The sequence below is a fragment of the Proteus cibi genome, from assembly GCF_003144405.1.
In the GTDB taxonomy this organism is placed as follows: domain Bacteria; phylum Pseudomonadota; class Gammaproteobacteria; order Enterobacterales; family Enterobacteriaceae; genus Proteus; species Proteus cibi.
This window is the reverse complement of the sequence record NZ_PENW01000031.1, coordinates 219,972-231,219: the sequence shown is the minus strand read 5'-3', so window position 1 is coordinate 231,219 and position 11,248 is coordinate 219,972. Positions and strand designations below refer to the sequence as shown.

The following is an 11,248-nucleotide window of genomic DNA, read 5'->3' as shown; positions in this document are numbered from 1 at the left end:
GCGGAGCGGTAGTTCAGTTGGTTAGAATACCTGCCTGTCACGCAGGGGGTCGCGGGTTCGAGTCCCGTCCGTTCCGCCAACTATTTAGGGGCGTAGTTCAATTGGTAGAGCACCGGTCTCCAAAACCGGGTGTTGGGAGTTCGAGCCTCTCCGCCCCTGCCAGTTACCAATTAAGTAATAACAAAATTTATACTTCTTTGTAGCCCAGTTAATTAACTGGGCTTTTTGTTATTTGTATATTCTTAATATTTACCGAACTAAATTCCTATCAACTAACCTACTAATGCTCTTCTTTTACCAATACCTATCAGTAATATTCCCTGTTGTATGTCGTTAAAACAGATGTAATAAAAATTTTAGAGATAAAGATTAAATCCAAAGGTGATCCGTTTTAAGACTATGAATGACTATTGGGTAGATTTAAGCTTTATTGATGATTTATCGGTTGTTTTAATAGCTGTTGTATCAATACTTGTTGATCACTAGTATTTAGCCAAACCGCAAATAAAGGTTTTTGAATAATTTCTGCTGAGGCGGGCGCTAGATCTGAATAGAGATCTCGCCAGTGTGTGGGAAGAAATGCAACTGCTTGCGTTGTTTTCATTAATTGATAAGCAATCATTGCAGAGTTAGTGGTTAAAATAGGATCAATTTTTTGTACTGCACCATTAGGAAGAAAAGGCTGAAAATCAGCACTCCATTCAATCTTAATAAATTGTGCTATTTCTTCTGTTTTATTTGATGCTATTTTCATCAACTGAAAAGTAATATCACCAATAATTTTACTTTCCAATTCATCCATCTTTGGTGCTTCAGTCGTAAAAAGAAGATCAAGCTCTCTTGCATGAAGTTGTTTTACAAGAGATTGCCTTGTAGAGACTCTAGATTCGATTCTAAGCTCTTTTCTTTCTAGATAAGATTCCTGTAACCAAGATGTTAGATAGGCTTCCCAGAGTGATGCTGTGGCGCCAATTGATAGCTCTGAATGTTGAGAAGCATGACTAATCTCTTTTTTAGCGAGAAGCCATGTATTCATTAACGATTCAGCATAGGGGATCAGTCTTTCACCCGCGACAGTTAGACGAATATTATTACGATGACGAGTAAATAGATTTGTGCCTAATTGTGTTTCCAATTGCCGTATTCTAAAACTAACCGCAGACTGCGTTAAATAAAGAGATTCAGCGGCTCGTCCAAAGTGTCTAGTCTTACTGACTTCCAAAAAGGTTTTCAGTAATTCGGTATCCACATCTATCTCCAAAAAAATTTGTCGTTACGATTTAAATATTTTGTTTTACAGAACCGCATGACTATCTAATACTCCGCGCCATAAGTATGACGATAGAGAATTAGGAGTGTGTCAGATGGCAGAAAGTTTTATCACGACTAATCGTTTTTTTGACAATAAACATTATCCGCGTGGTTTTTCTCGTCATGGCGATTTCACTATCAAGGAATCCCAGATATTGGAACGTCATGGTCAAGCCTTTAATGAGCTTGATTTGGGCAAACGAGAGCCTACAACTGAAGCGGAAAAATTATTTGTTGCCATGTGTCGTGGCGAACGAGAAGCAGCAACGATCGAAGAAAAAATTTGGAAGAAATATACGAGTCGTATAAGTCGTCCAAAACGTTTTCATACATTATCGGGTGGAAAGCCACAGCTCGATCCATCTGATGACTATACCGACTCTGATGATTAATATCATTAGTTTTAGTTAAAAGGAGCGTTTTTTCGCTCCTTTTTATTTACCCATCTAATTGCTTTTGTAAATAGATCATTAATCTATCCATTGCACGAAAGCTCAATGCTTCAATTAAATGATTTCTCTGTATTTTCTCTTCATTTGCAAGATCTGCGATAGTTCTCGATACCTTTAAAATTTTATGCCAAGCTCGTATTGATAATCCTAATTTATTTAGTGTATCTTCAAGAAAAGTTGCATCACTGGTATTCAATGAGCAATGACATTCAATTTCTTTTCCAGTTAAATAAGTATTCACTTTTCCACATCGTGCAAATTGTCTTTCTCTTGCCTTTAGAACGCGCTCCCTAATTACCGTACTATTTTCTGTGGTAAATGTAGGATGAATAAGCGCACCTTGTGGAAGAAGAGGCATTTCGACAGATAAATCAAACCTATCTAAAAAAGGTCCAGAAACCTTGCTTAAATAGCGCAGGATTTGCTTTATGGGTACTCGATTGTGATTACCTTGATAATGTCCTGTTGGGCTTGGATTTAATGCCCCGACCAATAATACATTGGCAGGGTAGCTTATTTTCGCTTTTGCGCGTGAAATAGTAATTTCTCTAGCATCTAAAGGTTCACGTAATGCATCGAGTACACGACGTTCGAATTCGGGGAGTTCATCTAAAAATAAAATACCGTGATGTGCTAGTGTAATTTCTCCAGGTTTAGGAAGAGAGCCTCCTCCTGTTAAAGCAACTGCGGAGGACGTATGATGTGGGGCTCTAAATGGTCTTGTAGGCCATTTTCTTTCATTAAATGTTATTCCTCTTAAACTGCTAATGATTAATACATCAAGAGCTTCTTTAGCAGTTAAAGGTGGAAGAAGTGTACTTATCCTTTGCGCTAACATTGTTTTTCCTGTTCCTGGTGGTCCAAGAAATAAAATGTTGTGATTTCCTGCTGCTGTGATTTCTGCTGCCCTTTTTGCATTATTTTGACCAATTATATCGCTCATATCTTTATTATCTTGATTTTCAATTTCATCATTAATAATAAAATCTTCTATTTCAATTAATGGCGTATTATTTTCTAGATGATGACAAATCTCTAAAAGATGTGAGGCTAATAGAGCCGATTTATTGGGTAATAATGAAACTTCAGTTTGATGTTCTGTAGATACAATGCATATTCGATGATCTTTTGAAGCACTAAGAATTGATGGAATAACAGCATTAACTCGTTGTAATTTTCCAGAAAGTGCAAGCTCTCCAATAAACTCATAACATTCTAATTTGTTTGATATTAATTGTTCTGATGCAATGAGGATTGCCAGCGCAATAGGTAAATCATAACGTGCACCTTCTTTCGGTAAATCGGCAGGTGAAAGATTAATCGTTATTCTTTTTGCAGGATAAGTATATCCGCTATTAATTAATGCACTTCTTACTCTGTCTTTTGCTTCTTTTACGACAGTTTCAGGTAATCCAACTAATGTTAATCCGGGTAATCCCTGACTAATATGAGCCTCTATAGTAATAAGCGGAGCTGATATTCCTAAAGAGGCACGTGTATATATTATTGCTAATGCCATTTTTTATTCTCCATTATTTTTTTCTTTTTAAATTATTTTTTCTGTTGTGTTAAATGAAATATGAAATAAATGCGAGTTATCTCGAAATAAACATAACTTATTGAAATATAATAATTAATTATTTAAATAAATAATTTAATAAATTAATATAAATATAATGAAAAATATTATTGGTTTTTAACTTGAAATAATAAAATGCAATAGTAGAAAAAATGAAATAATGTGTTCTTTGTTAGCATTAATAACTAAAAAATAAATATTTTTTAGATGAATGCTCTAATATGGGTTTGTGGTATAAAAAATATATAAAATTCAGTATGTTAGTTTTTTATTAAAAATAAACATTGTCAATTCTAAAATATCATGATAACTCTAAAAGGACAGAGTGAAAGAAAACACAACACAACATTACAAACATACATTTTAAATAAGAAAAGAAATTATAAAACTATGAATACGATCGTCCTAGTGATTAGCCTAATTATTGTCAGCGTGGTGGTGATTATTAACCCACCGTGCGGGGCTGCACTAGGACGAAGAAAGGCTAACTAAACTAGCCGGATCTCTTAAAAACCCCCGCACCGAAAGGCGCGGGGGTTTTTTTTGAGCCTGAGTTTGAAGAAAAGATTAAATAGAAAATAAATTCAAATTAAACAAGAAGTTAAGATGGCAGGGTGAAAGAATGAATGGAGCACAGTGGTTAGTACAGGCATTACGAAAACATCAAGTCGAAACAGTCTTTGGTTATCCTGGCGGTGCGATTATGCCTGTTTACGATGCCCTTTATGATGGCGGTGTTGAACATGTTTTATGTCGCCATGAACAAGGTGCTGCGATTGCTGCGATTGGTTTTGCTCGCTCTACTGGTACGACAGGTGTTTGTATCGCGACATCAGGCCCAGGCGCTACTAATGTTATCACTGGACTTGCTGATGCATTGTTAGATTCTGTGCCTGTTGTTGCTATCACTGGGCAAGTTGCTTCCAATTTAATGGGTACTGATGCATTCCAAGAAATTGACGTTTTAGGTCTTTCATTAGCGTGTACGAAACACAGTTTTTTAGTTTCGACCGTTAATGAATTACCAAGAGTGTTATCAGAGGCATTTTCTATTGCATCTCAAGGTCGCCCAGGACCTGTTTTAATCGATATTCCTAAAGATGTTCAATTGGCTGATGCTTCCCATTTATTAAATTATGAATTACCCGAAGAGCAAGAATTTCCTTACCCAACACAAGAGCTGACTCAAGCCAAGCAGATGTTATCAAAGGCACAAAAACCAATTTTGTATGTGGGTGGTGGTGTTGCCATGAGTAATGCAGTGGAAACGTTAAGAGAATTTGTGAAGCAAACAGAAATGCCCGTTGTTTCCACCTTAAAAGGGTTAGGTTGCGCTGATGCATTAGATGCTAACTATTTAGGCATGTTAGGTATGCATGGCACTAAAGCGGCAAATTATGCCGTTCAACGTAGTGATTTATTAATCGCTGTTGGTGCACGTTTTGATGATCGTGTAACAGGGCGATTAAATACTTTCGCACCTAATGCCAAAGTTATCCATATTGATATCGACTATGCAGAATTAAATAAATTGAAACAGGCTCATGTTGCGTTATTAGGTGATGCAAAAGTGTTGTTACCAACTTTGTCTCAGCCATTATCTATCGCTGCTTGGCAACAAGAAGTACAAGAGTTAAAAACAGAATACGCGTGGCGTTATGATCATCCCGGCTCTGCAATTTATGCCCCATTATTATTAAAACAATTATCAGATGCGAAGCCTGAAAATACGATTGTGACAACCGATGTAGGTCAACATCAAATGTGGTCAGCACAACATATGACATTTGATGCACCTGAAAATTTCATTACTTCAAGTGGTTTAGGCACCATGGGATTTGGTATCCCTGCGGCAGTAGGCGCTCAAATTGCTAGACCTGACGCTTGTGTTATCTGCGTATCTGGTGATGGCTCTTTTATGATGAATGTGCAGGAATTGGGCACAATTAAACGTAAGCAGTTACCTATCAAATTGGTGTTATTAGATAACCAACGTCTTGGTATGGTTCGTCAATGGCAAGAGCTGTTTTTTGAACAGCGTTATAGCGAAACAATTTTAACAGATAACCCTGACTTTGTTGCCTTAGCCAAAGCTTTTGATATCCCTGGGCAACGTATCACAGAAAAAGCACAAGTTGCTGATGCAATAAAATGTTTATTAGAGAGCGATGGCCCTTACTTATTACAGGTATCTATCGATGACGCAGAAAATGTCTGGCCTTTAGTCCCGCCGGGCGCAAGCAATGATGAGATGATGGAGAAATCAAAATGAACCAACACAATATCACAATTGAAGCCCGTTTTTGTCCAGAGATCTTAGAACGTATCCTGAGAGTTATTCGTCATCGTGGTTTTCATATATGCTCAATGAATATGAATATCACAGAGAGCAACAATATTAATTTAAGTCTGACAGTAAGTAGTCAGCGACCATTAGAACTTCTGTGCAGCCAGTTAACAAAATTAGCTGATGTTGCAGGTATTCAAGTATCACATCAACAGAAAGAAAAATTACGATTCATGAATGCACTAAGTGCCATGTAAGGATAAAAGAATGACAAAGCAAGCTGATTATATTTGGTTTAACGGTGAAATGGTTCCATGGGCTGAGGCAAAGGTTCATGTGATGTCTCACGCATTGCATTATGGTACTTCCGTCTTTGAAGGTGTGCGTTGTTACAATTCTCATAAAGGTCCTGTGGTATTTCGCCATCGTGAGCATATGCAACGTTTACATGATTCAGCCAAAATCTACCGTATGCCTGTTGAGCAAAGTGTTGATGAGTTAATGGAAGCATGTCGTGAAACCTTACGTAAAAACAAATTAGTCAGTGCTTATATTCGTCCATTAGTTTTTATTGGTGATGTCGGTATGGGAGTTAATCCACCGGCAGGTTATAAAACAGATGTGATTATTGCTGCATTCCCATGGGGAGCCTATCTCGGTGAAGAAGCTTTAGATAAAGGGATTGATGCCATGGTTTCTTCTTGGCATCGCGCGGCACCAAATACGATCCCAACAGCAGCAAAAGCCGGCGGTAACTATTTATCTTCACTTTTAGTTGGAAGCGAAGCTCGCCGTCATGGTTATCAAGAAGGGATTGCATTAGATGTTCATGGCTACTTATCCGAAGGTGCAGGTGAAAACTTATTTGAAGTAAAAGATGGTGTTATTTTTACGCCTCCATTTACATCATCAGCACTGCCGGGGATCACGCGTGATGCCATCATCAAATTAGCAAAAGATCTCGGTTATGAAGTGCGTGAGCAAGTACTTTCTCGTGAATCACTTTATCTTGCCGATGAAGTCTTTATGTCAGGTACAGCCGCAGAGATAACACCAGTACGTAGTGTTGATGGTATTCAAGTAGGTATCGGACGTTGCGGTCCTGTGACTAAAGCAATTCAAAAAGCCTTCTTCGGTCTGTTCACTGGTGAGACAGAAGATAAATATGGCTGGTTAGATCCAATCAACTCATAAACATAATCAAATAAATTTGTTTAGCGGGTAGCTCGTTCCCTACTCGCTTTCTTTATCGCAGGAGTGTGAAAAATGCCTAAATACCGTTCAGCGACAACGACACATGGTCGTAACATGGCGGGAGCCCGTGCCTTATGGCGTGCAACGGGAATGACTGATGCTGATTTTGGTAAACCCATTATCGCTGTTGTGAATTCATTTACGCAATTTGTACCGGGTCATGTGCATCTGCGGGATTTAGGAAAACTCGTTGCGGAGCAAATTGAAGCCGCTGGTGGTGTCGCTAAAGAATTCAATACCATTGCGGTTGATGACGGTATCGCAATGGGACACGGTGGTATGCTTTACTCCTTGCCATCGCGTGAACTTATCGCGGACTCTGTTGAATATATGGTTAACGCACACTGTGCGGATGCGATGGTGTGTATCTCAAACTGCGACAAGATCACCCCAGGAATGTTAATGGCGTCTTTACGCTTAAATATTCCTGTTATTTTTGTTTCGGGTGGCCCTATGGAAGCGGGTAAAACAAAGCTTTCAGATCAACTGATCAAATTGGATCTGGTTGATGCCATGATCCAAGGGGCGAATCCGAATGTCAGTGATGCTGATAGTGAGCAAATCGAACGCTCAGCTTGTCCAACATGCGGATCGTGTTCAGGCATGTTTACCGCAAACTCCATGAACTGCTTAACAGAAGCACTGGGATTATCTCAACCCGGAAATGGCTCATTATTAGCAACACACGCAGATCGTGAAACACTGTTTATCAACGCAGGTAAGCGCATTGTTGAATTAACCAAGCGTTATTATGAAAAAGATGATAGATCCGCATTACCGCGCAATATCGCTAAAAAAGAAGCCTTTGAAAATGCGATGATCTTAGATATTGCAATGGGAGGCTCTACAAATACAGTTCTGCATTTATTGGCTGCCGCGCAAGAAGGTGAGGTTAACTTCACCATGGAAGATATCGACAGACTTTCTCGCCAAGTCCCTCATTTATGTAAAGTCGCACCGAGTACACAAAAATATCATATGGAAGATGTTCACCGCGCTGGTGGCGTCATGGGTATTTTAGGTGAGTTAGACAGAGCAGGATTACTCAATCGCAATGTTAATAATATTTTAGGGTTAAGTTTGCCAGAAACATTGTCGCAATATGACGTGATGTTAACGCAAGATGAGCAAGTAAAATCAATGTTCAAAGCAGGTCCCGCAGGTATTCGTACTACGAAAGCGTTTTCACAAAATTGTCGTTGGCCGACGTTAGATACGGATCGTGAAAATGGTTGTATCCGTAGCAAAGAACATGCTTATAGCCAAGATGGTGGATTAGCGGTTTTATCCGGCAACTTAGCCGTCGATGGTTGTATTGTTAAAACAGCAGGCGTTGATGAAGATAACTTAATTTTTAGTGGCCCTGCAAAAGTATATGAAAGCCAAGATGATGCTGTTGAGGCTATCTTAGGTGGAAAAGTAGTGGCAGGTGATGTGGTCATTATTCGTTACGAAGGTCCTAAAGGTGGACCGGGTATGCAGGAGATGCTGTATCCAACTTCTTATTTAAAATCAATGGGATTAGGTAAAGCTTGCGCACTGATTACTGACGGGCGTTTCTCTGGAGGAACATCTGGTTTATCTATTGGGCATGTTTCACCTGAAGCTGCAAATGGTGGTGTGATCGGTTTAGTAGAAGAAGGCGATATTGTTTCTATTAATATTCCAACTCGCGAGATCTCATTAAAGGTAGATGATAAAACGTTATCTGCACGTCGTGATGCACAAAATGCTCGTGGTGATAAAGCATGGACACCACAAAATAGACAGCGTCAAGTTTCGTTTGCCTTACGTGCTTACGCCTCCTTAGCCACTAGTGCCGATAAAGGTGCGGTGCGTGATAAATCTAAATTAGGGGGCTAAGAATGGCTGCCTTTAGACCTTTAAATTCAGCACCAAGTAGTGCTGAATATTTAAAAGCGGCGCTGAGTGCTCCTGTTTATGAAGCCGCAATAGTGACTCCACTTCAAGAGATGACAAAAATCTCTGAACGTCTAGAAAATACAATTTTAGTTAAGCGTGAAGATCGACAACCTGTTCATAGTTTTAAACTACGTGGCGCTTACAGCATGATTGCAGGGTTGACTCCTGAGCAAAAAGAAAAAGGTGTTGTGACGGCATCAGCGGGTAATCACGCTCAAGGCGTTGCATTGTCAGCAAATCGAATGGGTGTAAAGTCATTAATCGTGATGCCAGTGGCAACCGCGGATATTAAAGTCGATGCTGTTCGTCAATTTGGTGGAGAAGCATTGCTTTACGGTGCCAACTTTGATGAAGCAAAAGCGAAAGCTATCGCACTGTCTGAAGAGATGGGATACACCTTTGTTCCGCCTTTTGATCACCCAGCAGTCATTGCAGGACAGGCAACACTCGCAATGGAACTCTTACAACAAGATGTTCATCTTGATCGTATTTTCGTACCTGTAGGTGGTGGTGGTTTAATTGCTGGCGTGGCTGTATTAATTAAACAGCTTATGCCAGAAATTAAGGTTATCGGTGTTGAAGCAGAAGATGCAGCCTGTTTAAAAGCAGCCTTAGAGGCAGGGCATCCTGTTGAATTATCTCGAGTCGGTTTATTTGCAGAAGGTGTTGCTGTTAAGCGTATTGGTGATGAAACTTTTCGTTTATGCCAGATGTATGTCGATGATGTGATTACTGTTGATAGTGATCAAATTTGTGCGGCAGTAAAAGATTTATTTGAAGATGTACGTGCGATTGCAGAGCCTTCAGGCGCATTGGCATTAGCTGGACTTAAGAAATACGTAGAACAGCACCAGATCAAAGGTGAGCGTCTAGCGCATGTGCTTTCCGGAGCCAATGTGAATTTTCATGGGCTACGTTATGTTTCTGAACGCTGTGAGCTAGGCGAAAAACGTGAAGCGTTATTTGCTGTGACTATTCCAGAGCAAAAGGGCAGTTTTTTACGTTTTTGTCAGATCTTAGGACAGCGTGTAGTGACAGAGTTTAACTATCGTTATAGTGATGCGGACCCTGAAAATGCACGTATTTTTGTCGGTGTTCGTTTAAGTCAAGGTTTACAAGAGCGAAAAGAAATTTTACGCGAGCTAACTGCTTCAGGTTATCAAGTTGCTGATCTTTCTGACGATGAAATGGCAAAACTTCATGTGCGTTATATGGTGGGGGGACGTCCTCATAAACCCCTTAAAGAGCGTCTATTTAGTTTTGAGTTCCCAGAGTCGCCAGGCGCTTTAATGAAGTTTTTAAAAACATTAGGCACTTATTGGAATATCACATTATTCCACTATCGGAGTCATGGTACTGATTATGGACGTGTGCTGGTGGCATTTGAATTACCCGAAACGGAAGGGCGTTTCGAGCGACATTTAGATGCATTAGGCTATGAATATCATGATGAGACAGGAAATCCTTCTTTTCAGTTATTCCTGTCACCACAAACGACAACTTTAGTCGTGGAGTAATCGCCAAAAAGCCTTGATCACTGGCTCTTGAAGGCGTTTGTGTGATCCGCAAACGCCTAATTCGAAAGGTTCTACCATTGAAATATTATCCAATAAAGAGATGCGGTGACGAACAGGCTCAGGGCAGTTATCAACGACAACTTGCGGAATAAGTGCAAGACCACAACCTAACGCAACCATTGAGACAATCGCTTCATGTCCTGAAACAGTCGCATAAATCAAGGGATTATGGATGCGGTGGCGTTTAAACCATAAGGCAATTCGTTGTCGCGATGGGCCATGTTCAGGAATGATAAACGGAATATTGGGCCAATCGGGTTTCTCCTGTGTTGCGAGATGACGAACATTACAAGGCAGAGCGGGTGCAATCAGGGCTAATGGAATTTCGCCTATTTTTTCAAAGCAGATATTTTCAGGTAGTTTTTCAGGTTTTCCTGCAATACCTAGATCGGCTTCATCAGATTGTACTTTATCGACCGCATCAGCCGCGTCTCCAGTGGTGAGTTTTATTTCAACTAATGGGTTTTCTGCCCGAAAACGGTCAAGAATAGGCGGTAAATGGCTGTAAGCTGCTGTTACAGAACAAAATAGGCGCAGTTCACCCGAAAGACTTGGGCTATTTTGGTTTAGCGTATGCTTCAGTTGCTTATATTGCAACAAAGTCTGTTGAGCATAGCGCTTTAATTGTTCGCCAGCATCAGTGAGCGTGACTTGCCGGTTATCACGTAAAAACAGTGGGTGACCTAAGCTCTCTTCAAGACGTTGGATTTGGCGAGAGAGCGTGGAAGGGCTGACGTGCATCGCTTGTGCCGTTTTGGTGAAGTGACAACTTTCAGCTAAATGCAGGAAGAGTTTGAGATCACGAATATCCATTGCCAGCCACCTTAGGTAAGAAAAAAGAACGTTGCATTTTTTGCAACACTAT

Annotated in this window: 10 protein-coding genes and 2 tRNA genes; 9 read left to right on the top strand and 3 right to left on the bottom strand. The window is 40.0% G+C overall.

What is annotated here, in order from left to right; genetic code table 11:
- The first annotated feature begins 2 nt into the window (after nucleotides 1-2).
- Nucleotides 3-79: transfer RNA gene (locus DK865_RS16505), tRNA-Asp, on the top strand.
- A 7-nt stretch (nucleotides 80-86) separates the two neighbouring features.
- Nucleotides 87-162, top strand: a tRNA-Trp gene (locus tag DK865_RS16500).
- Between the two features lie 265 nt (nucleotides 163-427).
- On the opposite strand, the gene hdfR is transcribed toward DK865_RS16500, so the two are convergent.
- Nucleotides 428-1,249 (bottom strand): HTH-type transcriptional regulator HdfR, encoded by an 822-nt coding sequence (hdfR, locus tag DK865_RS16495; protein ID WP_109392367.1) that lies wholly within the window; start codon nucleotides 1,247-1,249, stop codon nucleotides 428-430.
- Nucleotides 1,250-1,364: 115 nt separating this feature from the next.
- Here hdfR and DK865_RS16490 point away from each other — a divergent pair, with 115 nt between their 5' ends.
- Nucleotides 1,365-1,703, top strand: a complete 339-nt coding sequence (locus tag DK865_RS16490) for a DUF413 domain-containing protein (protein WP_023583664.1) — start codon at nucleotides 1,365-1,367, stop codon at nucleotides 1,701-1,703.
- 46 nt (nucleotides 1,704-1,749) lie between these two features.
- Here the strand turns inward: DK865_RS16490 and DK865_RS16485 are convergent, their stop codons facing one another.
- Nucleotides 1,750-3,282: a YifB family Mg chelatase-like AAA ATPase gene (locus tag DK865_RS16485; protein ID WP_023583663.1), complete on the bottom strand. Its 1,533-nt coding sequence runs from the start codon at nucleotides 3,280-3,282 to the stop codon at nucleotides 1,750-1,752.
- A 450-nt stretch (nucleotides 3,283-3,732) separates the two neighbouring features.
- Between DK865_RS16485 and ilvL the strand changes: the two genes are divergently transcribed.
- From ilvL to ilvA, 6 genes are all read left to right on the top strand, one after another.
- Entirely contained in the window at nucleotides 3,733-3,834 is a 102-nt protein-coding gene (gene ilvL, locus DK865_RS16480) for an ilv operon leader peptide (protein ID WP_071788577.1), read from the top strand.
- Between the two features lie 130 nt (nucleotides 3,835-3,964).
- A complete protein-coding gene (gene ilvG, locus DK865_RS16475; RefSeq protein ID WP_109392366.1) occupies nucleotides 3,965-5,614 on the top strand; it encodes an acetolactate synthase 2 catalytic subunit in 1,650 nt (549 codons plus the stop codon).
- The gene (gene ilvM / locus DK865_RS16470) at nucleotides 5,611-5,886 is read left to right on the top strand and encodes an acetolactate synthase 2 small subunit (RefSeq protein ID WP_023583660.1); all 276 of its coding nucleotides are present in this window, start codon (nucleotides 5,611-5,613) and stop codon (nucleotides 5,884-5,886) included. Before ilvG ends, ilvM begins: the two co-directional genes overlap by 4 nt.
- A 10-nt stretch (nucleotides 5,887-5,896) precedes the next feature.
- Nucleotides 5,897-6,823, top strand: a complete 927-nt coding sequence (ilvE, locus tag DK865_RS16465) for a branched-chain-amino-acid transaminase (RefSeq protein ID WP_023583659.1) — start codon at nucleotides 5,897-5,899, stop codon at nucleotides 6,821-6,823.
- Nucleotides 6,824-6,895: 72 nt separating this feature from the next.
- On the top strand, nucleotides 6,896-8,746 hold the full coding sequence (gene ilvD / locus DK865_RS16460) for a dihydroxy-acid dehydratase (RefSeq protein ID WP_109392365.1): 1,851 nt from the start codon (nucleotides 6,896-6,898) through the stop codon (nucleotides 8,744-8,746).
- A 2-nt stretch (nucleotides 8,747-8,748) separates the two neighbouring features.
- Nucleotides 8,749-10,323: a threonine ammonia-lyase, biosynthetic gene (gene ilvA, locus DK865_RS16455; RefSeq protein ID WP_023583657.1), complete on the top strand. Its 1,575-nt coding sequence runs from the start codon at nucleotides 8,749-8,751 to the stop codon at nucleotides 10,321-10,323.
- Here the strand turns inward: ilvA and ilvY are convergent.
- Nucleotides 10,309-11,196 carry an HTH-type transcriptional activator IlvY gene (ilvY, locus tag DK865_RS16450; RefSeq protein WP_023583656.1) on the bottom strand — a complete coding sequence of 296 codons (888 nt, stop codon included), beginning with the start codon at nucleotides 11,194-11,196 and terminating at the stop codon, nucleotides 10,309-10,311. The two genes, ilvA and ilvY, sit on opposite strands and share 15 nt — an antisense overlap.
- Between the last annotated feature and the right edge of the window lie 52 nt (nucleotides 11,197-11,248).

Coding starts and splice junctions, on each gene's coding strand:
- DK865_RS16490 (WP_023583664.1), top strand. CDS start 1,365: ATGGCAGAAAGTTTTATCACGACTAATCGTTTTTTTGACAATAAACAT.
- DK865_RS16485 (WP_023583663.1), bottom strand. CDS start 3,282: ATGGCATTAGCAATAATATATACACGTGCCTCTTTAGGAATATCAGCT.
- ilvL (WP_071788577.1), top strand. CDS start 3,733: ATGAATACGATCGTCCTAGTGATTAGCCTAATTATTGTCAGCGTGGTG.
- ilvG (WP_109392366.1), top strand. CDS start 3,965: ATGAATGGAGCACAGTGGTTAGTACAGGCATTACGAAAACATCAAGTC.
- ilvM (WP_023583660.1), top strand. CDS start 5,611: ATGAACCAACACAATATCACAATTGAAGCCCGTTTTTGTCCAGAGATC.
- ilvE (WP_023583659.1), top strand. CDS start 5,897: ATGACAAAGCAAGCTGATTATATTTGGTTTAACGGTGAAATGGTTCCA.
- ilvD (WP_109392365.1), top strand. CDS start 6,896: ATGCCTAAATACCGTTCAGCGACAACGACACATGGTCGTAACATGGCG.
- ilvA (WP_023583657.1), top strand. CDS start 8,749: ATGGCTGCCTTTAGACCTTTAAATTCAGCACCAAGTAGTGCTGAATAT.
- ilvY (WP_023583656.1), bottom strand. CDS start 11,196: ATGGATATTCGTGATCTCAAACTCTTCCTGCATTTAGCTGAAAGTTGT.